This is a genomic window from Streptomyces sp. NPDC088354 (genome assembly GCF_044753585.1).
GTDB lineage: Bacteria > Actinomycetota > Actinomycetes > Streptomycetales > Streptomycetaceae > Actinacidiphila.
This window is the reverse complement of record NZ_JBIVNJ010000005.1, coordinates 296,181-319,107: the sequence shown is the minus strand read 5'-3', so window position 1 is coordinate 319,107 and position 22,927 is coordinate 296,181. Positions and strand designations below refer to the sequence as shown.

The following is a 22,927-nucleotide window of genomic DNA, read 5'->3' as shown; positions in this document are numbered from 1 at the left end:
GCCGCTGCCGCACCGGTCACGGCGGGCAGGACGGCGGTGTCGGCGGCACTGGCGGCGTCGGCGGGCGCGGCGGTCTTCACGAGCGCGACAGGCGCGTCGGAGACGTCGGAGGCCTCGGCGGCCTCGGCGGCCTCGGCGGCCTCGGCGGCGCGGACGGGCTCTGCGGACTCGGCGATGTCGGTCATGGTTGGTTTCCTCTACAGCAGGTTCGGGAGCAGCTGGGTGACCTGGCCGGCGACCTGGAGGCCGACGACGGCCACCACCGGCAGGAAGACGATCCAGGTCTGGTGGCGGCCCCAGCGGTGCCAGGCCCACACGGCGGCGATGGAGACGAGGGCGAGCGCCTGCAGCCACATCACGAGCGGCCACGGCACGCCCGTTCCGGCGGCCATCGGCTGCTCGGAGTCGGGCAGGGTGCCGGACTGGATGACGGCGGGCGGGCTCTCGACGGTGGCGGACACCTGCTCGGCGTCGACGCGCAGCACACCGGCCGGCAGATAGGACGCGCCGGTCGCGGTCACCAGCACGAGCCGGCCCTTGCCGGCGGCGAGGGTGGCGGGCGCCGGGTCGCCGGCGCGGCGGATGTCCGTGACGCGGTAGGAGACCTTGCCCTGTCCGGTGGTGACCGTGAGCGGATCGCCGGCCCGCAGCCGCGCCAGGTGCCCGAACGGGCCGCCGTACGCGGCCGCGCGACCCATCAGCACGCTCGTACCGGCCTGGCCGGGCATCGGGGTGTCCCGGCGGTGGCCGGGGCCGTCGGCCAGCACCCGGGAGTCGGTCCCCTCCAGCACGACCTCGCGCACGTGCAGCGACGGAATGTCGATGAGCGCGAGCGGGGTCCCCGGGGCGAGCAGCTTGCCGTCCTGGTCGGTCTGCGCGACCGGGGCGGTGCCCAGCGCCAGGTTCGCGCGCAGTGCGTCGAACGCCCCGTGCTGCGCGGCCCGGTACTCCAGGTGGCTCACGACCACCAGTTGCGCGGTCAGTCCCAGCAGCAGCGCGGCCAGGGTCAGCAGCGCGCCCCGGGCGAGGTGCTGCGTGGTGGGTATCCGTGCGAGGGACAGCGTTACGGTGGCGCCCCGTTCACGGATACGGGGCGGATTCGGTGCGACGACCGTCACGGCGGTCTGCCTCCTGCGGATGCGGTCGGGGGGCGCCGGGGAGGCCGCGCGGACGCGGCCTCCCCGGCGGGTGGATCAGGTGGACTTGATGGTGAAGTTCGCGCCGTTGCGGGCGTTCACCGTCGAGGAGCCCAGGTAGCGCACGTGCAGCGTGTGCTTGCCCTTCTTGAGCTTCGGCAGGGTGACGGTCGTCTTGCCGGCGCTCAGGGTGCGGGTCGCGATCACCTTGGAGCCGTCGAAGATCTGCACCTTGCCGCTCGGGACGGTGCCCGAGGCGGTGACCTTCACCGAGACCTTGGCCTGCTTGGTGTGGCTGACCGAGACCGGGTGGGAGGCGGACACCGCGGGGGTGGCCTTGGTGACCGTCAGCCGCACGGTGGCGGTGGAGGTGTTCAGGCCGCCGTTGCCGGAGTAGGAGACCGTCAGGGTGTGCGTGCCGACCGGGAGGTGGCTGGACAGCGCGACGGACGCCTTGCCGTGGCTGTCGAGGACGGCCGTACCGCGCGTGGAGCTGCCTTCCTTCACCGTGACCTTGCCGCTCGGCTTGACCGAGTTGCTGCCGGTGACGGTGACGGCGATCCGCGGCGTGCGGCCGTAGGCGGTCGTGGCGGCGGCGGCGACGGTCTTGCTGGCGTAGCGGACCGCGCCGGTCCAGTGGGCCGGCTCCTCGCTCGCACCCACGAGGTTGTTCGCGACGAGGGTGGCGGAGTAAGTGCCGGCGGTCAGGCCGGTCGCCGTGTACGAGGTGGTGGTCGCCGTCAGGTCCTTGTTGACCACGACCGAACCGTCGGCGCGGGTGATCAGCACGCGGTAGTCGGTCACCGGGATCTCGTCGGCCGCGGGGCCGGCCCAGCTGAGCTTCAGGCTGCCGCTGCCGAGGGTGGCCTTGACCGCGGGGGTATCCGGCAGCTGCTGCTGGGTGCCGTCCTCCAGGCCGCCCTGCTTGGCGTGCCTGGCCAGGCTGATCGAGCCGTTGTACGGCTCGTTCATGAAGCCGAAGTCGTCGATGACGTCCTCGGCCGTCTCCGAGGCCAGGGCCGCGGTGTGGCTGCCGTTGGTGACGAAGATGTCGTACAGCGCCTTGTCGAAGAAGACGCTGGTCGGGTCGATCGCCCGGGTCGGGACGACGTTGTAGACGTCGCGGCCGAAGGTCGCGTTGTCGTAGTAGCCGGCGACCGGGGCGAGCTTGCCGTTGACCTTCGTGACCGGCGAGGTGGGGCCCTCGTCGTTGGCGAACTGGATGTTGGCCAGGTAGGCGCCGCCGGCGCGCGCCGTGCCGCTGTGGTCGGGGGCGATGCCGTTGTTCTGGGCGATCCAGCTGGCGACCGAGAACGGCACCAGGGCGCCGTCCGCCTTGAGGGCGTCGTCCGCCTGGTTCTCTTGGACAACCGTCGCGACCTTCGACACGATCTCGTCGTTGAGGCCGAGCGCGGAGACGAAGAACTTCCGGGTACCGGAGCCGCCCTGTGGGATGAAGGGGTGGACGGCCTGGCCGTTCAGCTCCTTCAGCGTGCCGCTGTAGATGTCGTGCAGCTGGTCGACCGTCAGGTTCTGCAGTTCGGAGCCGCGGGCGGCGACGCCCACCGCGTCCCGCGCCATCGGAATGTAGGTGAGGGCGGTACCGCTGGCGCTGGGGCCGCCCGAGGAACGGGCGAAGCTCACCTGGCCCTTGATGGCGACACCGTCGCCGTTGGGGTACTTGCTGCCGGACAGCGACGCGCTCAGAGCGATGCGTCCGTTGCCCGAGCCGTTGGGCCGGTTGAACGCGACGCCCTTGTCCCGGGTGGTGATCGTGGCGGAGCCGACCGCGTCGTAGGACGCGATGCGGGCGCTGCCCGAGGACACGGCGGTGCCGGCGTAGCTCTTGCCGTTGACGGTGTCGCCCGCGAGCGCGTTGAGGACGTCCTGGGTGGTGTCGGAGCCGACGCCGACCAGCTGGCGGAAGGCACCGGCATCCGGGTCGGCCTGGGCCGGGCTCGCGAGAGCCAGGCCGCCGGCCACGACGGCGGCCACGAGGGCCACGGCCGTAAGGCGCGTAGAGCGCATGAAAGGTCTCCTGCTCATGAACGTGAAACCGGTCGTTGCCAGGAATCTGGCAGGGTGGTGCCAACCGTCCGCCCCGACTGCCTTTCGGGGCGGACGGCCGTTCGTGGGAGCGGCTCAGCCGCCCGCGCGGATCACAGACCCACGCGGCGGCGCAGCCGCCCGAATTTGTCCCGCAGGACCGCCTCCTCCGGCAGCAGCGTGAACCCGCGGCCGCCGGGAAGCGGGACGCGCAGCGGAAGCCGGGGCTTGGCCCCACCCGCGAAGGGCGCGCCCACGGCGGCGACGGCGCCGAGCGCCGCTCCGGCCGGGACGGCCCAGCGCAAGGTGTTGGCCGGGTCGGCGGGGGTGGTGCCATTGGCGGTGACCTGGACCGCGTCGCCGCCGTCGAAGGACGGCTTGGCGCTCGGCGTGGTGCTCACGGAGGCCGATGCGGTCGGATCGCCGGGGGTGCCGCCGTACGAGGGCCCGGTATCGTCCACCGCGCCGCCCCCGCCGCCGTCGATGTCGTCACCCGAGGCGTCGTCGCCGGCCGCCGAGTGGGCGGGCTTGAAGGCGGCGAGCGCGTCAGCGACCTTGTCGGCCCGCGCGCGTAGGCCGGCGGGCAGCGGGGCGTAGCCGGGCGGGAGTTCGCCGGGACCGGTGCCGGTGTTCTGGCCCGCGCCGGCGGCGAACCGGAGCAGGTTGGCGTAGTCCTTGCGGGCACCGGCGTCCAGCGCGGCGGGACGCACGGCGGCGTGGACCAGCTCGGCCAGCGGGTAGGCGTCCTTGGCCGTGGCCGTGGCCGGGTCGATCTCGGGAACCGAGGCGTCGGAAGAACTCGTGGCGGCCGCGGCGAGGGCGTTGCCGGTCGGAGCGGCGAACGCGCCGGCGGCGTTCAGCAGCCGTGCCGTCTGCAGACCGTACCGGTCCGCCGAGGCGGCGTCGGTGATGGTCAGCACGAAGCGTGAGCCGACGGTCTGCGGGCCGGGGCTCTTGAAGGCCGGCGGGCTTGCGAGCGCGTCCCAGGTGGACTTCCACAGGGTGTCGGCGCGACGGGTGTGCAGGGCACCGGCGTGCATGTCGTCCACGTAGGGATGGAAGTCGATCATGCATTGCTTCTGGTCGGTGTCGGCGCCCGGCGGGACCGTGCACCAGGGGTCGCTCTTCGGGTAGTCGTCGCGGTTCGGGTCGAAGACCCCCGCGGCGTTCACGTCGGCGTTGGTGCTGTAGTTCGGGTTGACCGTCATGCCCCACTCGTCGGGGATGCCGGCGAGGAAACGCCGGGCGTCCCTGTCGGCGTTGATCCACCTCCACACCGCGCGGGCGGAGTCGGAGTGGCCGATGGCGGTGATCAGGTCGGTGTCGGTGGCCGGGGTCTCGGCGACCGACAGCTGTGCGAACTCCGGGTTGTACGTGAGGAAATCGGGGTCGCTCACCAGACCGTCCGGGTTCTTCAGGGCCCACCCGTAGCCCTTGGCCGGGGTCGGGGAGGACGCCGGGCCCGTGACCGAGCCCCACGTGGAGTTGCGGTACGACTCAGTGAGCAGCTTGGCCACCAGGCGCGGGGTGAGGTCGAGGGACTCCACCTTCGTGCCGGTCAGTTTGCGCACCGAGTCCGGAGCGCCGGCCCTGGCGCGGCGTTCGATGGTGAAGCCGATGACCACTCCGGACAGCGCGACCGGCGCGTAGGAGGCGTCGTCGGTTGCGTTCAGTGGCCGGGTGGTGAAGACCAGGCCGCTGTCGCCGTCGTTCTCCAGGCGGGCGCGGGCGTCGGGCTCACCGAGCTCGGTGTAGCCGTAGACCGAACCACTCGCGCAGAGCGCGGTCTGCCAGCTGGTGATGGCGTCCGCGGCGAGTTCGCTGCCGCTGGTCGGGCGCTCCTTGGAGCCCAGCGCGCAGGTCGCGCCGACCTTGTTGAAGTCCAGCTTGACAGCGATGCGGTTCTTCCAGTTGGTGGAGGAGACCGGCGAGCCGGCGTTGACCTGGGTGTGGTCGGCGTAGGGCTTGCCGTCCAGGTCGAGGTGGCCCTGCGGGACGATGACCAGCCAGCAGGAGCGCGGGGCGGTGTGCCCGTCTCTCGTCACCGGCATGCCGCAGCCCAGGTGCGGGGCCTCGTAGGCGGTCTGAACCTCGAAGAACTCCTTGCCCGTGCCGTCGGCGCTGGTGCGGGCGAAGTCGATCTCGTTGGTGGTGTTGTAGTTGTACAGCCGGTTGTTCTGCAGGTTGCTGGTGATCAGCGTGCCGTCGACCGACTTGAAGGGCACCTCACCCGGGGCGTTGGGATTGGCCGCCCCGTACTGACTGTCCTGCCCGTAGTTGGTGGGGTCGGCGCTGTAGAAGACCTTGCGGCTGTCGTCGATGTCGTTGCCCGGCCAGGTGCCCCGGCCGGTGGTCGGCGAGGCACCGTACTGGCACTGGGTGCGGGACGGTCCGGGGTTGCCGGGGACGGTGCCGTCGTCGTCGCCCCAGCACTGCATGATCTGCACGAAATCGGTGTTGAACTGCGTGCCGGCGAAGGCGGTCGGCGTACCGCCCTTCCAGGAGACCGTGACGGCCTGGCTGGTCAGTGCCTTGGTCTGGCTGACCGTGAACGTCATGTCCTTGAACTCGCCACGTCCCTGGACGCTGACGGAGGAGTTCCCGGGGTCCGCGGCGACGGCGGGCTGCGCGGCCTGCGCGACCAGGCCGCCCAGCAGGGCGCCGACGGCGGCGCCGGCGGCGAGGCGCGCGAGGAGCCGCCGCACGCGGCTCCCCCGGGTGATCGGGCGCTTCATCGGGATCTCCTTCGCAGCAGCTGGGAGACGGCGGCGGGGAGCAGCACCAGGCCGAGCAGGGTGACCACGGCCAGCAGCATCAGCGTCTGCGCGCCGCCCCAGCCGCTCTGGGCCGCGACGGTGACCGGCTGCGCCAGCGCGACCGTGCCGGTGGCGCCGCCGGAGGTGCCGGTGCCGCCCGCGCCACCGTTGTCCGCGGCGACGTTCTGGCCGGTGTCGGGGTCGACCGAGGGGGTGCCGCCGGTACCGCCGGACGCGCCGGTGCCGCCCGTGGAGCCGTCGGTGCCCGTACCGCCGGTGGCGCCACCCGTGGTGCCGCCGGTGGTGGCGCCGCCGGACGACCCCGAGCCGCCGGAGGTGCTGGAGCTGCCCGTGGCGCCACCGCTGCCGGTGGTGCAGGGCGGTGCGCCCTTCTTGTCACAGGCCTTCGGGAACGGCGCGGTCTCGGCGAGGCGGTTGTGGCCGTCCGCGCTGAAGGTCGGGTTGTTGCAGTTCTTGATGTTGATGGACTGCGTCTTGACGCCGGGGATGCGGCGGATCTGGTCGAAGCCGGCCTGCACCAGGTTGATCGGCAGCGGCGAGTAGCCGAGCTGGGGCGCCTGCTGCTGGCCCTGGCACATGAAGTAGTACGAGAAGGCGCCCAGCGTCTTGCCCTTGGCCTTGGTGAAGGTGCCCTGCTCCTTCAGCGGAAGGATCATGTACGAGTAGCTGGACAGCGGGTAGTTGCGCCGGTCGGTGTCGTTGTAGACACCCTCGAGCTGCTGGGTGAGGTAGTCCGCCGAGCTCTTGTCGGTGTTGATCCGCGCCTTCAGCAGCGACACCGCGACGTTCTGCGCCGTGGGCTCGGTGTAGTAGCCCGCGTGGTTGAGGACCTTGGCGACCGGGAAGTGCGCGTTGCGGGCGTACGAGTAGTTGACGTAGCCGATCGCGCCCTCGCCGTAGCCCTGGGCGACGTAGCCCGCCACCCCGAGGTCACCGGACTGGGCGATCATGCCGGGGAGGGTCGGGAAGTACGAGGTCTGGCCGCACGCGCCGGAGCGTCCGACCTTGCCGCAGTAGGCCTGCCAGAGCGACTGGTGCTGGTTGGCCATCCACATCGTGAACTGCGCGGTGGAACCGGAGCCGTCGGAGCGCACGACGGGGATGATCGAGCGGTGCGGCAGCTTGACGCCGGGGTTGTCCGCGGTGATCGCCTTGTCGTCCCAGTAGCTGATGGCGCGGGTGAAGATCTTGGTGACCACGTCGCCGGAGAGCCGCAGGTTGGTGACCCGCTTGCCGTTGATCGTGAGGTGGTACATGAACACGGTGCCGCCGGCCACGATCGGCATGTACGCGTACGTGCCCTTGGCCGGGTTCTCGGCGGCGGAGCCGTCGGTGGGCTTGGTCTGGAACGGGATGTCGGAGACCGCGAAGTCCACCTGGCCGTTCAGGAACTGACGCCGGCCGTCGGAGCTGCCCGTGCCGGAGTAACTGACCCGCATGCCGTACTGGTTGACGCCGCGGCGCCACTCGTCGACCGCGTTCTCGGCCCAGGTGGAGCCGGCACCGGAGATCGGGGTGTAGCCGGCGTCGGCGACGGCGGGCTGCGCGGCCGGCACGACCACGGCGGCCAGCACGCCGAACAGCGCGGCGAGCGCGCTCAGAGCGCGCCATCTGGCCCGGACGGCCGTGTGCCGTCCGGTGAGGGGATTGCGCATCAGTCGTTGTCTCCAGGAGCGGTGGCGGTGGCGGCGCCGAGCACGGAAGGGGCGGGGGCGTGGAGCTGGGCGAAGCGCTCGGCGTCGCGGCGGGAGGCCCGCTCCGCGCGGCGCGCCTGGCGCTTGGTCTGCTGACCCGGTCCGCGGCCGCCGAGCACACGGGCGATCGCGAAGAGCACCAGGACCAGGGCCATCAGCACGGCAGCCGCGCCGAAGCCTCGGGCGATCATGGTGGGTTCCGGGGACTTGACGAAGTTGAAGACGGCCAGCGGCAGGGAGATCATCGGGCCCTGCAGCGGGTCCGCGTTGAGCGCCGCGGTGAAGCCCGCGGTGAGCAGCACCGGAGAGGTCTCGCCGACGCCGCGGGCGGTGCCGAGGATGACCGCGGTGGCCAGGCCCGAGCGCGCGGTGGGCAGCACGACGTGCCACACGGTCCGCCAGCGCGGCGCGCCCAGCGCCTCGGAGGCCTCGGTCAGCGTGCCGGGGACCAGCCGCAGCACCACGTCGGAGGCGCGGATCACGATCGGCAGCATCATCACGCTGATGGCGAAGGCCGCCGCCAGGCCCGACTTCTGCATGCCGAGGCCCAGGATCCAGGTCGCGTAGACCATCAGGCCGGCCACGATCGACGGGAGCGCCGTCATGGCCTCGACGATGGTGCGCACGAAACGGGAGAAACGGCCGGGGACCTGGTTGAGGTAGACCGCGCAGGCCAGGCCGAGCGGCACGGTGATGGCCAGCGCGATGGCGATCATGATGAGGGTGCCGAGCATGGCGTGCGCGATGCCGCCCGCGCTCAGCGGGTCCAGGGGCCCGGCGGCCTGCATGTCCTGGGTGAAGAAGTTGCCGTGCGGCAGGGCCGAGCGGCCGCGCCACAGCGTGAAGCCGACGACGAGGACGAGCGCGGAGAACAGTACGGTGGCGGCCGACCACAGCACGACCGTCATCACCCGGTCGCGGACGGCGGGACCGTCGTCCTCCAGGCCGGTCAGGATGGCGTAGGAGGCCAGGAAGGCCAGGTACGCGGTCACGGTGAAGCCCAGCGCGCCGGACAGCGGCGCGAGTTCGCCGAACAGCAGCACCGCCAGGCACAGGCCGGACGCGGCGGCACCGGTGAGGGCCAGCACCGCGTTGCGGTCCGCGCCGCCGATCCGGCGCGGCCGGTCGGGGGGTTCGGCTGCGCCGGGCGCGGCCGGGGCGCCGGCGGCCGCGGCGGTCGTGGGCGCTGTGGGCGTCGTGGCCGCGGCGTCCTGCACGGCGGCCGCGGGGGTCTCTTCGACGACGGTCATGTCATGCCTCGCTCTGCGAGCCGGAACGGGAACGGGCCACAACGGAGGAGGCGGTGAAGTTGACCACCAGCGTGAGCAGGAACAGCGCGAGGCCGGCCGCCATCAGCGCCGACATGCCGAAGTCGGAGGCGTCTCCGTAGTGGAGCGCGATCAGCGACGAGACCGAGTTGGCACCGGTCTGGAGGATGTGTGGCTGAATGGTGAAGACCGGCGAGATGATCAGGTAGACGGCGATGGTCTCGCCGAGCGCCCGGCCGAGGCCGAGCATGGTGCCGCCGATGATGCCGCCGCGCCCGTACGGCAGCACGACGGTACGGATCACGCCCCAGCGCGTGGCGCCGAGTGCGTACGCGCCTTCGCGTTCACCCGCGGGGGCCTGGGCGAAGACCTCGCGCATCACGGAGCACTGGATCGGCGCCACCATCAGCGCGACCACGAGCCCGGCGACGAAGGACGAGGCGGTGTAGACGCTGCTGGAGGCCAGCGGCTCGCCCGGCTGCGTGCCGTCCACGTGCAGGAAGGGGATCCAGCCGAACCAGTCGGACAGCCAGCGGGACACGCCGATGACGTGGCCCTGCAGGAAGAACAGGCCCCACAGGCCGTAGACCACGGACGGGACGGCGGCCATCAGGTCGACCATCGCGATCAGCGTGCGGCGCAGCCGGCGCGGTGCCACGTCGGAGATGAACAGCGCGGTGCCGAGGGCCAGCGGAAGCGAGAAGACCACGGCCACGGCGGCGATCAGCAGCGTTCCGGTGAGGACCGCCGCGATGCCGAAGTGGTGGACGTCGGGCTGCCAGGCCGACGTGGTGAGGAACGACAGGCCGGTGGCCTTGAGCGCCGACCCGGCCCGCAGGAGCAGGAAGATGCCGACCGCGGCCATGATCGCGAGGACGGTCGTGCCGGCTGCCGTCAGCTGCCAGCGGAAGACGCGGTCGCCGGTCCCGCGGGCCGAGTCCTTCGGGCGCGGTGGTGCGCTCTCCGGCTCCGGTCTGACCGGCTCCACTCCCGCCGATGCGGTGGACATTGCTGCGCCCCTCCCTCGATTACGCCATTTACGGGCGTAGTTCCCGGCAGATTCAATGGGGGGCGCGTGTCGTGAGAGCCGTTCACAAGTGATGAAAATGTGAACAGTGAGTGTGCTGCGGACGTGGAGGGCGTGGAAGTACCGCAGAGACCGGAGAAGGTGAACGGGCGACCGTAGCGGACCGACCTGCGCAAGCGCCAATTACGTTCACGAGTGGGTGAAATGTGCCGTCCAGGCTGGCTCCGGACGCATTCGCCGGAGCACTCTGCTGGGCACGTGCCAATCGCCCCGCCTTCCGGAGTGCCCTGCCCGGCGCGCCCGCCCCCGATGCCGGAGTCCGTATCCCCTCGTGATCCATCTGACCTCGCCCCCGCTCTCCCCCGCCCTCGACGCGCGCTCCGCGGCGGGCCTCGTACGGCGGTGGCGCAAGGCGGTGGAACCGGACGAACTCGCCCGCGTCTACGACGCGTTGGCCGTGGCCGGTCCGCTCGTGCCGACCCCCTGGGGCGCTCTTCTGGTCACCGGCCACGAGGACTGCCGACAGGTGCTCGCCGACCGGGTCTGGCGCACTCTCGGCGCCCGCTGGCGTGACGCCCACCGCCCGGGATGGCGGAGCAGCCCGAGCACGGTGGGGCTGTGCGAGACCCCGCTGCAGCAGGACCCGCCCGAACACACCGCGCGCCGCCGCCCGTTGAACTCCGCGCTGGCCCCGCGCGCGATGCGCGAGGCGGCGGAGAACCTCGTGGAGCCGCTCGTCGCCGCGTACGTCGACCGGTTCGCCGCCGCCGTGCGGCGCGGCGGCAGCGCCGACGTGGTCGCCGAGGTGTGCCGTCCGCTGCCCACCGCCGTGCTGGCGGGGCTGACCGGGCTGCCGCCCGAGGTCGACCGGGCCTGGCTGGCGGCCGAGAGCGCCGCGATGGTGCGCGTGGAGGAACTGGCCGCGCCACCCAGCGTGGTGCGGCGCGCGGACGCCGCCGCCGTGGCGCTGCTGGACCGCTACGACCGGGTGCTGGCCGAACGCCTCCGGCGCCCCGCCGGCGACCTGCTGTCGCGGTGGGCGGCCGAGGACCCGCACGGGGCCCGCTATCTGCTGCTCACGCTGTTCTCCGCGGGGGTGCCGACCACGGCGGCCCTGCTGGCCGCCGTGGCCCTGGCGCTGACCACCCGGCCGCTGCTTGCCGAAAGGATCCGTCAGGACCCCGGATTCGCCGAGCGGCTCACCGACGAGGTACTGCGCTGGGACCCGCCCGGACGCGTCGTGACCCGGGTCGCCGCGGCCGGCACCGAGCTCGCGGGCCGCATCCTGCCGGCCGGACAGGTCGTCCACGCCCTCATCGGCGCCGCCCACCGCGATCCGCTCCTCTTCCCCGACCCGCACGCCTTCGACCCCGACCGGCCCCCGCAGCGGCTGCTCGCCTTCGGCACCGGCCTGCACTACTGCCTCGGGTCCCACCTGGCCCGTACTCAGGCGGTGGCCTTCGCGCGGGGCTTCGCCCGCGCGCTGCCCGGGGCGCGCGCCGCGGCGCCGCCGGAGCGCCATGCCGGCCCCAGCATGGCCGACATCGCCCGTCTTCCCATCCACTCGCCCCTCAGTCAAGGGAGTCCGAGCCAGTGACCGACATCCAGGACGCCACCGACGTGTTCGACAAGGACCTGTCCTCGTCGACGTTCGTCCGGGCCATGGAGACGACCGGCATCCGGCCCTTCTACCGGCCGATGCACGCCTCGGCCGACGGCGAGGCCCTGGTCGAGGGCCGCCCGGTGGTGATGGCCGGCTGCAACGACTACCTGGGCCTGTCCACCGACCCGCGGGTCACCGCGGCCGCCGCACGGGCGCTGACCCGCTACGGCGCCTCCTGCTCCGGGGCCCGCACCCTCAACGGCACCCTGCCGCTGCACGGCGAACTCGAGCGCCGCGTCGCCGACTTCCTCGGCACCGAGGCGGCCGCCGTGGTCACCACCGGCTTCCAGGCCAACCTCGCCATCGCCGCCCTCCTGGGCAAGGGCGACATCGTCTTCAGCGACATGGCCAACCACGCCTCGCTCGTCGACGGCATCCGGCTGGGCGCCGCCCGCCGCGCCCTGTACCCGCACTCCGACACCGGCCACCTGGACACCCTGCTGGAGCAGGCGACGGCCGCCGACCCGGCCGCCGGCAAGGTCATCGTCACGGACGGCATGTTCTCCATGGACGGCGACCTGTGCCGGCTGCCCGACCTCACCGCGCTCGCCACCCGGCACGGCGCGCGCCTGATCGTCGACGGCGCGCACGACATCGGGCTGCTCGGCGCGGGCGGCCGCGGGGTGGCCGAGCACTTCGGGCTGCTGGACCGGGTGGACCTGTTCACCGGAACGCTGTCCAAGTGCTTCGGCTCCACCGGCGGCTTCCTCGCCGGACCCGCCCGGGTCATCGACTACCTGCGCTACACCGCCCGTTCCGTGCTCTTCTCCGCCTCCATGCCGCCGGCCGCGCTGGCGGCCGGACTGGCCGCGCTCGACATCGCCGAGACCGAACCGTGGCGGCGCATGCGCGTCCTGTCGCTCGCCGACCGGCTCCGCGCGGGACTCCGCGACCTCGGCTACGACACCGGGAACTCCGTCACCCCCGTCGTGCCCGTCCTGATCGGCGACGCCGCCGACTGCGCCCGGATGTGGCAGGCCCTGCTCGACGAGGGCGTGTTCACCAACGCCGTCGGCGCGCCCGCCGTGCCCGAGGGGCGCTGCGTCATCAGGGTGACCGTGCAGGCCACGCACTCCGACGGTCACCTCGGCCGCATCCTCGGCGCCTTCGAGGCGGCCGGCCGCCGCGTCGGCCTGCTGCCCGCGCTCCCCCGCCAGGCGGCCACCCGATGAGCGCCGCCGGCTCCGCCGCCGCCACGCGCACCGCCCCCGGCGCTCGCGTCACGGTCTCCCCCGTCGAGGGCCGGGCCGACACCAACGCCTTCATCCGCCTGCCGTACGCGCTCTACCGCGACGACCCGCACTGGGTCGCGCCCCTGGAGCGGGAGATGCGCGCCTTCCTCGACCCGCGCCGCAACCCCACCTTCGACACCGCCGAGATCCGGCTGCTGCTGGCCCGGCGCGGCAAGGCCGTCGTCGGCAGGATCGCGGTCATCTCCGAACCGCGCTACCAGGAACGGCACGACTTCACCTGCGGCCACTTCGGCCTCTTCGAGTGCGCGGACGACACCGAGGCCGCCGCGGCGCTGTTCGACGCCGCTGCCGGCTGGCTGGCCGAGCGGGGGCTGACCCGGATGCTCGGCCCGCTCAGCTTCTCCGTCAACGACGAGTGCGGGCTGCTCGTGGACGGCTTCGACGGACCGCCCAGCGTGGGCATCCCGTACAACCCGCCGTACTACCCGCGGCTGCTGACCGAGTGCGGCTTCGGCAAGGCCAAGGACCTGCTGTCCTGGCTGGTGCCGATGCCGCCCGACGGCGAGCCGCCGGCCGGCATCCGCAGGGTCGCCGAGCGCACCCTGTCCGACCCGTCGGTCACGGTGCGGCCGCTGGACCCGGCCCGCTGGGACGACGAGATGGCCGCCATCAAGGACATCTACAACGACGCCTGGGCCGAGAACTACGCCTCCGTCCCTTTGACGGACCAGGAGTTCCGGCACATGGCGGCCCAGCTGAAGGCCGTGCTCAAGCCCGAACTGGTGCGGATCGCCGAGGTCGACGGCGAGCCCGCCGCCTTCACCCTGTGGCTGCCCGACGTCAACCAGGCGCTGCGCCCCGCACGCGGCCGGCTCACCACCTGGGGGCTGCCGGTGGGGCTGCTGCGCGTCACCCGCGGCATGGGCCGCATCACCCGGGTGCGGGGCGGCACTTCGGGCGTGCGCAAGGAGCACCGCAGCCGCGGACTGGTCGCGGTGCTGCTCGCGGACGCGCAGCGCGCCGCGCACCGGCTCGGCTACACCGAGACCGACCTGTCCTGGATCCTGGAGGACAACCGCGGCTCCAACCGGCACGCCCAGGCCATGGGCGGCGTCCACTTCCGCACCCACCGGCTGTACGTGCGCGACGGCGGCCCCCGATGAGGTACCTGGTCACCGGCGCGACCGGTTTCGTCGGCGGTCACCTCGTCCGCCATCTCGCCGAACGCGGCGACCAGATCACCGCCCTGGTGCGCGACGGCCGCCGGGTGCCCGGGGCCCGGCTCGCCCCCGGCGACCTGCGCACCGGCGAGGGACTCGACGACGCGCTGCGCGACGTCGACCGGGTCATCCACCTCGCGGGGATCACCAAGTCGGCCGACCCGCGCGCGTACACCGCCGTCAACACCGACGGCACGCGGCGGCTGCGCGACGCCGTCGCCGGACTCCCCGTGCCGCCGCGGCTGGTCTACTGCTCCTCCCTGGCCGCCTCGGGTCCGGGACGCAGGCGCCGCGCGGAGGAACCACCCGTGCCCGTCTCCCTGTACGGGCGCAGCAAGCTCGGCGGCGAACTGGCGCTCCGCGAGTCGGCCGGGCAGGTGCCCGCCGTCACCATCCGGCCGCCCATCGTCTACGGCCCGGGCGACCGGGAGTTCCTGCCCCGGCTGGTGGGCGCGGTGCGCACCGGACTGCTCCCGGCCGTCGGACGGCCGGGGCCGCGGCACTACTGCCTCATCCATGTCGACGACCTGTGCCGCGCGCTCATCGCCGCGGCCGACCCGGCGACAGCCCCCGGCACACACCACGTCTGCGACGGCACCGAGCACCGCTGGGACGACATCGGCGCCGCCGTCGCCGCCGTCCTGCGCCGCCGCGCCCCCCGCGTCGTCCACATCCCCGCCCCGCTGGCCGCGGCGGCCGCGCGCCTGGCCGGCCGCTCCTCCATGCTCAACCCCGACAAGGTGGCCGAGGCCCGCCATCCCGCCTGGACCTGCGCCCCCAGCGACACCCTGCCCTTCGGTCCCGCCACCCCGCTCGCCGAGGGCCTGCGCGCCTCCCTCACGGGCTGACCGGACCCGGCATGCACACCCCGAGGAAGGTGAGACCGTCATGCGCCGTCGACTGTCGCCGTACGAACGCGTGATCTGGGCGGCGGGCGAACGCCTCCCCGTCAACATCGCCGCCGTGGCCCGGGTGACGGGCCGGACGACCGCCGGGCAGGTGCGGGAGGCCGTCGCCTTCGCGCGGGAGCGGCATCCGCTGCTCGGGGTGCGGGTGGCGGACCCCGGGTGGTGGCAGGCACGGCTGACGACGGCGGGCGCCGAGGACCCGCCGGTGCGCGTGGTGCGGGCCACGGACGCCGGGGGAGCCGCCGGGCAGGACGTCTGGCCCCGCGTCGTGGAGGAGGAGCTCCAGCGTCCGTTCGACACGGCCACGGGCCCACTGGCGCGCTTCGTGCTGGTGGACGCGGGCGAGGCCTTCGACCTCGTCGCCGTCTTCCACCACCTCGTCGCGGACGCGGTGTCGGCGGGCGTGGTGGTACGGGACCTCCTGACGCACCTGGCCGCCGCCCCGGTCGCCGGCACCGGCCCCGTACTGGCCCCGCCCGCCGACCGCCTCGTCCCCGGCCCGCGGGCCAACCCCGCCGACCTGCTGAGGACCGCCCGTGCGCTGGGCGGCCCGGTGAAGGTGCCGCGTCCGCGCGGCGGGCCGCTGGCGTTCCACCCGTGGACGCTGGACCGGGAGGAGACCGCGCTGCTGCTCAAGCGGTGCCGGGCCGAGGGGACGACCTTGCAGTCCGCGCTGTGCGCGGCCTTCGCCCGGGCGGCGACGCCGGGGCGCGCCGCGCGCATCGCGGTGGCGGCGGACCTGCGCCGGGTCCTGGATCCGCCGCCGGGCGAGGCGGTCGGCCTGTACGCGGCCAGCTTCGTGATCTCCGCGGACGGCGGGGACGACCTGTGGACGGCGGCCAGGGACGCACGGACCGACATCCACGCCCGGCTGACCCCGGACGCGCTGCGGCCCCTGGTCCGCGTCTTCCGGCTGACCTCCGCCGTCCCGCACCGCGCGATCGGCGCGCTGCTGCGCCGCGGCGAGGAGCGCGGGCCCCGCTTCGACGTCTCCGTCAGCAACGCCCGGATGCCCATCCCGGAGGAGTACGGGCCGCTGCGGCTGTACGCGGTGCACGGCGCGGCGCACACCAGCCTGTCCGGCGCCCCGCTGGTCATCGTCATCGGCTTCGGCGGCCGGCTGTTCTGCAGCGTGACCTCCACCGACGGGGACGCCTCCGCGGACCTGTGCCGGCGTGCCATGGAGCACCTGACGGACGGCGGAACCGGGATCTGAACCGGCCGCCACGGGTACCGCCGCCCTCAGCGGGTATCGAACAGTCGTGGCACGCACCGTCGGGGTCGAGGAAGAACTCCTTTTGGTGGACGCGCGGACCGCAGAGCCGCGGGCCGTCGCAGACGCCGTGCTGGACGGCAGCCAGTGGGCCCGGGAACTGGTGGCGGAGCTCCAGCAGGAGCAGCTCGAACTCAACACGTCACCGTGCGTCACGCTCGACCAGCTGCGCGGGGAACTGCGCACCTGGCGCCGCCGGGCGGCGCGGCTCGCCGCCTCCCAGGGCGTGGACATCGCTGCCCTCGGCACCTCGCCGACGCCCGTCTCCCCGAGCCTGACGCCGCAGGGCCGCTACCGCAGGATGGTGCAGAACTTCGGCCTCACCGTGCAGGAGACGCTGACCTGCGGCTGCCACGTCCATGTGGGCGTCGCCTCCGACGAGGAGGGCGTCGCGGTCATCGACCGCATCCGGCCCTGGCTGCCGCCCCTGCTGGCCCTCAGCTCGAACTCCCCGCTGTGGCAGGGCACCGACACCGGCTACGCCAGTTACCGCTACCAGGTCTTCGGCCGCTGGCCGACCGCCGGGCCGACCGCGGGCTTCGGGTCCGCCGCGGACTACCACCGGGCGGTCTCGCGGCTGCTGGGCACGGGCATCCTGCAGGACCAGGGCATGGTCTACTTCGACGTCCGGCTGTCGGCGAAGTTCCCGACGGTGGAGGTGCGGATCTGCGACGTGTGCGCGGACTACCAGGACTCCGTGGTGCTGGCCGCACTGGTGCGGGGCCTGGTGGAGACCGCGGCCCGCGACTGGGCGGACGGCCGCCCGGCCCCCGGCCCCGGCCTCGACGTGCTACGGCTGGCGTCCTGGCGGGCCAGCCGCTCCGGGCTCGACGGCGCCCTCCTGCACCCGGACACGCACCGCCCGGCGGGGGCGCACGACGTGGTCGAGGCGCTGGTCTCCCACGTCGAGGGCGCGCTGAAGGACTCCGGTGACCTGTACGCGGTCCGCGCCGGCGTCGACCGCCTCACGTCCCAGGGCACCGGCGCCCACCGGCAGCGCGAGGCCTACGCACGGGGCGGCCCGGTCGCGGTCGTCCGCGAAGCGGTCGCCCGTACCCGGGCGTGACCGGGCCACCCGAACGTCCGCGACGCACCCGGCGGGCCCCCACCAGGCACCCGGACGCGCCGCTTTCCGGCGGCCCGGCCAGAGGCCATCGACAACCAGCGGCACACGCGCGAACCGTCCAACGGCGCACCGGCGCCGCACACCCGGCGGCGTGCGACAGCACCGAGACCTCCGCGCCCGCCGACACCAATCGCCTCACCGTGGCACTGGCCGGCTACGCGACGCGGCACGCGTCCGCGCCCAGCGGCGTGCGGCAGCACCGGGCGGCACCCGCCCGCCCCTCGGTAGCCGGCCAAGAGGCCGTCGACGACCCACGGCAGAGCGCGAACCGGGCAGATGGCGCCCGCGCGCGCCGCACGCGGCAAAGCCGAGCGGCTGCGTCGCGGAGCCCACGGCGGCGGCCGATGCACAGCCGCCGCACACACAGCGGCGTGCCACAGCATCCGGCGGCGCGGCCCCGTCACCGTCGTCCGGGGAACCGTCGCCCACACCCCGGGCAGCACCCCAACGCCGCACTCCCGCAGCCCGTGTGCGCCGGCACGCGAGTCCTCCGGGGAGCCGTCGGCGGTCCAAGGTACGGGCACCGCAGCCGGGGGTGACCGGGCGGTCACGGGGAGCACGGGGGCGCGGTATCGTCCCCAGGGACGCGTGCTGCCCCAGCACATGCGGCGCACGCGGCACTCGCACGGACCGGGGGACGGTGCATGAGCGACGCACGCGCGGCGGTGGACCGGATGCTGGCGCGCTTCGGGGTGTCCGCGCCGCCGCGGACCGACCGGATCGTCGCCGGTGCCGGTACGACCCCCGGGAGCCTGCTGCGCACGGCCATCGAGTTGCTGCGCGCCGCCTGGGGCGGCGAGCGCAAGCCCGCGGCCGCCGCCGCGCTCGCGCTGATCGTGCTGGCGCTGGACACCGCACCCCGGGACCACCCGCTGCGCGCCCGGCTCGTGCTCCATCTGCAACTGGCCGAGCGCACCTTGACGTCGTACGGCGACGTCCGGGTGTCCGCGGAGGTGCGCCACCACCTGGCCGCGCAGACCCAGCACCGCTCCCCCGACGACCTGGTGTCCGTCGCCGCCCGCTGGCCGGGCGGGCCCGCGCAGCAGCCGTTCGCCCCGGCCGACCCCATCGAGGCGCGGGTGGACGCGCTGCTCGCCACCCTGCCGCCGGACGACCTCTGCCGCCCGGGACTGCTGGCCAGGCTCGCGCACGAGGCGCTGATCCGGTACGAGTACGGGGCCATCGACGAGTTGCCCGGGCTCTGGCCGCGGGCCCGCGCCGCGTTCGAGGGACTGTCCCCGCGGCACGTCGACGCCCCCGACGCGGGCCGCGTCGCGGTGCTCGCGGGCGTCACCTGGATGCGCGCCCATCCCCAGGACCGGGACGCCGTGGACGTCGCCGTGCGGGGCGGCCGGCTGGCCCTGGCCGCGACGCGGGAGCAGACGGCCTCGGGCGGGGTCCGCGACCGGCACAAGGTCCGCACCGTGCACCTGGCACTGGCGGCCGCCCTGATGTGCACCCTGCCGTGGGCACCGAGGCGCGAGACCGTCGACGAGGCGATGGAGCACCTGGAGGCCTACCGCGCCGAGGGCCTGCCGGACGACGATGCCGCGTACGAGATCAACGTGGCCTCGCTGCTGACCGCCCGCGCCCTGATGGCCTGGGATGTGGCCGACGCCGACGAGGCCGCGCGGATGCTCGGGGAGGTCCTGCGGCGGCTGCCGCCGGACCACCCACTGCTGCCGCACATCGAGGACAAGGCGGCCCGGGTGGGCCAACTGCGGTCCGCCATCTCACGGTTCCCGCGCCCGATGGGCTCGATGGCGGCGAAGTTCCTGCCGATGGCGATGCGCGTCGCGCCCGCGCTGCCGCCACTGCAGCTCCGGACGGTGTTTCCGTCGCCCGGCGCGCCGGTCGACGCACCGCCGTCCGGCGGCTCCATGCCGCCGGACCCGCCGGAGCCCCGACCGGCCGCAGCCCCGCAGTTCACGATCCCCGTACCGCCCGAACTCGCGCCCCTGCTGGAGGCGCTGGCGAAGGGCCCCGGCGCCGGAGCGGGCTTCGACCCGGCCTTCGTCGCCGACGCCGAACGGAGGTTGCGGGCGGCCCTGGACGAGACCGCGCCCGGCAGTCGCGAACGCGTCGAGGTGGCGGGCGCGCTGATGTCCGCCGTCGGTATGCGTTACATGAAGGACCAGGACGCCGCCGCCGTCGAGGAGGCCACCGCCATCGGCGACCGCGTACTCGCCGAACTGCCCGACGGGTCCCCCGCCCGCACCGACCTCGTTCTCCTGGCCGCGCCGTGGCATCACATGCGGGCCATGGTCGCCATGGACGTCGACGCCCTGCGGGTCTGCTGCGAGGACCTGCGCGCCGCCCTCGACCGGCTGCCCGAGGACAACCCGAGGCGCATCGCCGGCGAGGTCGAGTACGCCAACGGCCTCACCAACCTCGCGGGCCTGACCCAGAACGCCGCCCAGGCCGCCGAGGCCCGCCGGCTGAGCAGGCGGGCCGCCCGGCGCGTCCTGCAGACCCCGGTCCTGGCGGACCTGCTGGGCGGCGTGGCCACCTCGTACGGCCACTGGGCGGACTTCACCGAAGCGGTCGTGCGCGGCGACCCCGACGAGATCCGCGCGGCGGAGGCCGTCCTCGCGGGCGAGTTCGGCAGTGACGTACCGGCGGTGCGCTTCGAGTCCGCCCGGAACGCGATGGGCGACGCCCTGGAACGCCATGCCTGGGGCGAGGCGGCCGACGCGGCCGAACGCGCCCTGGAGATCCTGCCTCTGATCGCCTCACGTGCCGTGGGCCGGGACGACCGCCGGACCCTGCTCGACCACGCCCTGCTGGGACGCCGCTACCCCATCTCCCAGCCCGGAACGGACGGTGCCGGCGACCCGGACGCCGCAGGACGCCCGGATCCGCTGACCGGCACCAGCCTCAGCCGCACGGGATGCGCGGCGGCGATCGCCGCCGGACGGCCCGCGCAGGGGCTCGCCCTGCTGGAACAGGGCCGCGCGGTCCTGATGAACCAGGACCTGGAGGGCCGCGCCGACCTCGGCGGCCTGGCCGCCGCGCACCCGGCGCTGGCCGCGGAGTTCCGGACGCTCGCGGCGCGCCTGCGGCGGGCCGAGACGCCGGACGAGGCGGGCGCGGCGGACGCGGGGACCGGGCGTCACCTGGAACGCCACGTCGCGGCGGCCGAGTGGGAGGGGTTGCTGATGCGGGTCCGCGCCCGCCCGGGATTCGAGCGCTTCCTGCTGCCGCCGACCGAGGAGGAGATGCGGGCCGTCGCCGCCGAGGGCCCGGTCGTCGTGGTCAATGTCGACCGGTTGCGCTGCGACGCGCTCGTCGTCACCGAGGAACGGATCACCGCCGTCCCCCTGCTGGAGGTGACAGAGGGGCAGCTCGCCTTGCGCGCCCGAGCGTTCCTGGCGGCCGTGAACCTGCGCCGGGACGCACCGCGCGAGGAGCACGAACGCGCCCGCGAGACCGTGCTGGACACCCTCGCCTGGCTGTGGCACACCACCGCGGAACCGGTGCTGCGCGCGCTCGGCCTCACGCGGCCGCTGCCGCCGGACGCGCCCGCGGCGGACGCGCCGCGCCTGTGGTGGTCCGCCTCCGGGCCGCTCGCGTACCTGCCGCTGCACGCGGCGGGGTTGCAGCGCAAGCACCAGCTCGCGGAGCGCCGCACCGTCCTGGACCACGTCGCCTCCTCCTACACCCCCACCCTGCGTGCCCTGCGGCACGCCCGCCGGGCCCCCTCCGGCCGCACCGGGGGCCGGCTGCTCGCGGTCGGCAGGCCGACCGGGCACGGCGGTTCCGCCGGTGCCTCCGCCCGCGAGATCGCCGCGATAGCCGACGCCCTGGGCGGCGTACGGGCCCTGGAGGGCGAGGCCGCGACGCCCGGGCGGGCGCGGGAGGCCCTGCGCACCGCGCGCTGGGTGCACTTCGCCTGCCACGGCGTCAGCGACACGGCCGACCCTTCCGAAAGCCATCTCGCGCTGCACGGCGGGACACTCAGCGTCGGCGAGGTCTCCCGGCAGGAGCTGCGCTACGCCGAACTCGCGGTGCTCCTGGCCTGCCACACCGCCCACACCGGCCTGCTGCCCGACGAAGCGGTCCATCTCGCCTCCGCCTTCCAGGTCGCGGGATATCCGCAGGTCGTCGGCGCCCTCTGGGAGGCCGGCGACACCGCCTCCGCCGTTCTCGCCGGCCGCCTCTACGCCGCACTGCGGGCACCCGCCCCCGGCGCCGTCGCCTCCCTGGACGCCGGCCGCGCCCTCAACCACATCACCCGCGCCCTGCGCACCCGCTACGCGCGTTCCCCCGAGGCCTGGGCCGCCTTCGTCCACATCGGCCGCTGAGGCCCGGGCGGCTCCGCGGCCGACGCGCCGTCACCGCTGGCGGCGCAGCAGCAGGTCGAGTTCCAGCCAGGTGGCCGGCGCCACCGGCCCCGGGGGCACGGGCAGGCCCGCCGCGCGGGCCAGGGACCGCATGCGGAGGTCGACGAGGGCGTCGGCCAGGTCGGCGAGGACGAAGAGGCGTTCGCGCCCGGTCCACCACGCCGCCGCCATGACGGCGGCGCCGGCGATCAGGGCGGGCCACCACAGGGTGCCCGCCGCGAGCAGGACGTAGAGCAGGCCCCAGGCGGACAGCCGGGCCGCCGCGTCGAAGGAGGCGGCGGCGGCGCGGATCTCCGCGCGGTCCGCCTCGGACGCGGCCAGCCACAGCCTCGGCCAGAGCGCCGTGAAGGGCACGGCGTAGTACTCCCCGACGCGGTGCTCCAGCGCGTGGACGCGGTCCCCCATGCGGGTGGGACGGGCGGGCGGCACCGGGGAGATGCGGTCCCGGCGCGCCTCCGCCGCGTGGGCGGCGGCGAGTTCGGCGGGGTCGCCGTCGGTCTCGTGGCGCCGGATGTGCTCCGCCACCCGCTGGTCGGCCCGGGAGCGCCGCTCACGCCGCCTGCGGACGAGCCGTTCACCGGCGCCGGCCGGCCACGGCCCGAGCCACAGGAGCTGGACACCGCGCGCGAGCAGCTGCACGACGAGCCCGGGGACGACGGCGAGGAGCAGCAGGGCGACCAGTACGAGGACCAGTCCGGCGGCCCCGTGGGCGTCGGTCCAGCGCATTGGGCGTTCGGCCTCCCGCAGCAGCCGTGCGGCGTCGAACGGCCGTCGTGCGCCGAGCACATGGGCGGCCCACGCGGTGCCGAGGAAGAGGGTGCCGGGCAGCGCGAGCAGGGCGACCCAGCGCTCGGCGAGCTTGCCGCCTATCGCGTCCAGCAGGCCGGCCACCTCTAGTACCGCACGCGTCGCAGCTCGGCGCCCCAGACCGCGCAGCGCGGCGCGGAGACGGACGCCGTGGGGTCCTCGCTCCGCGCGCACATCCCGCGCGGGCAGCGGTAGCGGAGGATGCCGCCGCCGCCACCTGTCAGGCCGGGCACGGTGGCGTACGTCCCGGCGTCGCCGCGCCGGCCGTCCAGCCGGACGCCGAGCCGCGTGGCCAGGTCGCCCACCACGATCAGGTCGCCGCGGCCCGCACGGACGGCCTCGGCGACCGCCTCGACCTCGGCCGCCTCGTCCGGGTCGGCGCGGGCCGTGCGCCGCAGCTCCGGCAGCGCCTCACAGAACGTCATCACCGCGGCCTCGTCCACCGG

The 22,927-nt window shown here is 74.4% G+C and carries 15 protein-coding genes; 7 read left to right on the top strand and 8 right to left on the bottom strand.

Annotated elements, in window-relative coordinates:
* Positions 1-197: 197 nt before the first annotated feature.
* From ACIP98_RS11435 to pstC, 6 genes are all read right to left on the bottom strand, one after another.
* Entirely contained in the window at positions 198-1,118 is a 921-nt protein-coding gene (locus ACIP98_RS11435; RefSeq protein ID WP_319658973.1) for a sortase, read from the bottom strand.
* Positions 1,119-1,193: 75 nt separating this feature from the next.
* Positions 1,194-3,164 (bottom strand): Ig-like domain repeat protein, encoded by a 1,971-nt coding sequence (locus tag ACIP98_RS11430; RefSeq protein ID WP_401975158.1) that lies wholly within the window; start codon positions 3,162-3,164, stop codon positions 1,194-1,196.
* 131 nt (positions 3,165-3,295) lie between these two features.
* Entirely contained in the window at positions 3,296-5,917 is a 2,622-nt protein-coding gene (locus ACIP98_RS11425; RefSeq protein ID WP_401975156.1) for a hypothetical protein, read from the bottom strand.
* Positions 5,914-7,614, bottom strand: coding sequence for a phosphate ABC transporter substrate-binding protein PstS (locus ACIP98_RS11420; RefSeq protein ID WP_401975153.1), 1,701 nt, complete (start codon positions 7,612-7,614; stop codon positions 5,914-5,916). The genes ACIP98_RS11425 and ACIP98_RS11420 overlap by 4 nt, the downstream gene beginning before the upstream one ends.
* Complete coding sequence (gene pstA / locus ACIP98_RS11415) at positions 7,614-8,903, bottom strand: phosphate ABC transporter permease PstA (protein ID WP_401975151.1); 1,290 nt, start codon at positions 8,901-8,903, stop codon at positions 7,614-7,616. The genes ACIP98_RS11420 and pstA overlap by 1 nt, the downstream gene beginning before the upstream one ends.
* Before the next feature lies 1 nt (position 8,904).
* The gene (gene pstC, locus ACIP98_RS11410) at positions 8,905-9,930 is read right to left on the bottom strand and encodes a phosphate ABC transporter permease subunit PstC (protein WP_401975148.1); all 1,026 of its coding nucleotides are present in this window, start codon (positions 9,928-9,930) and stop codon (positions 8,905-8,907) included.
* A gap of 349 nt (positions 9,931-10,279) precedes the next feature.
* Here pstC and ACIP98_RS11405 point away from each other — a divergent pair, with 349 nt between their 5' ends.
* The 7 genes from ACIP98_RS11405 to ACIP98_RS11375 all read left to right on the top strand — a co-directional run bounded on the left by ACIP98_RS11405 (position 10,280) and on the right by ACIP98_RS11375 (position 21,635).
* Complete coding sequence (locus tag ACIP98_RS11405; protein WP_401975146.1) at positions 10,280-11,545, top strand: cytochrome P450; 1,266 nt, start codon at positions 10,280-10,282, stop codon at positions 11,543-11,545.
* Positions 11,542-12,783 carry an aminotransferase class I/II-fold pyridoxal phosphate-dependent enzyme gene (locus tag ACIP98_RS11400; protein WP_319658980.1) on the top strand — a complete coding sequence of 414 codons (1,242 nt, stop codon included), beginning with the start codon at positions 11,542-11,544 and terminating at the stop codon, positions 12,781-12,783. Before ACIP98_RS11405 ends, ACIP98_RS11400 begins: the two co-directional genes overlap by 4 nt.
* Positions 12,780-13,967 carry a hypothetical protein gene (locus ACIP98_RS11395; protein WP_319658981.1) on the top strand — a complete coding sequence of 396 codons (1,188 nt, stop codon included), beginning with the start codon at positions 12,780-12,782 and terminating at the stop codon, positions 13,965-13,967. The genes ACIP98_RS11400 and ACIP98_RS11395 overlap by 4 nt, the downstream gene beginning before the upstream one ends.
* Positions 13,964-14,872, top strand: coding sequence for an NAD-dependent epimerase/dehydratase family protein (locus tag ACIP98_RS11390; protein ID WP_401975143.1), 909 nt, complete (start codon positions 13,964-13,966; stop codon positions 14,870-14,872). The genes ACIP98_RS11395 and ACIP98_RS11390 overlap by 4 nt, the downstream gene beginning before the upstream one ends.
* Positions 14,873-14,912: 40 nt before the next feature.
* On the top strand, positions 14,913-16,148 hold the full coding sequence (locus tag ACIP98_RS11385; RefSeq protein ID WP_319658983.1) for a condensation domain-containing protein: 1,236 nt from the start codon (positions 14,913-14,915) through the stop codon (positions 16,146-16,148).
* A gap of 46 nt (positions 16,149-16,194) precedes the next feature.
* On the top strand, positions 16,195-17,271 hold the full coding sequence (locus ACIP98_RS11380) for a glutamate--cysteine ligase (RefSeq protein ID WP_319658984.1): 1,077 nt from the start codon (positions 16,195-16,197) through the stop codon (positions 17,269-17,271).
* 704 nt (positions 17,272-17,975) lie between these two features.
* Positions 17,976-21,635 carry a CHAT domain-containing protein gene (locus ACIP98_RS11375; RefSeq protein WP_401975139.1) on the top strand — a complete coding sequence of 1,220 codons (3,660 nt, stop codon included), beginning with the start codon at positions 17,976-17,978 and terminating at the stop codon, positions 21,633-21,635.
* Positions 21,636-21,665: 30 nt separating this feature from the next.
* Here the strand turns inward: ACIP98_RS11375 and ACIP98_RS11370 are convergent, their stop codons facing one another.
* Together ACIP98_RS11370 and ACIP98_RS11365 are read right to left on the bottom strand one after the other, a co-directional pair.
* The gene (locus ACIP98_RS11370; protein WP_319658986.1) at positions 21,666-22,565 is read right to left on the bottom strand and encodes a hypothetical protein; all 900 of its coding nucleotides are present in this window, start codon (positions 22,563-22,565) and stop codon (positions 21,666-21,668) included.
* Positions 22,566-22,567: 2 nt separating this feature from the next.
* Complete coding sequence (locus ACIP98_RS11365) at positions 22,568-22,924, bottom strand: hypothetical protein (RefSeq protein ID WP_319658987.1); 357 nt, start codon at positions 22,922-22,924, stop codon at positions 22,568-22,570.
* Positions 22,925-22,927 lie beyond the last annotated feature (3 nt).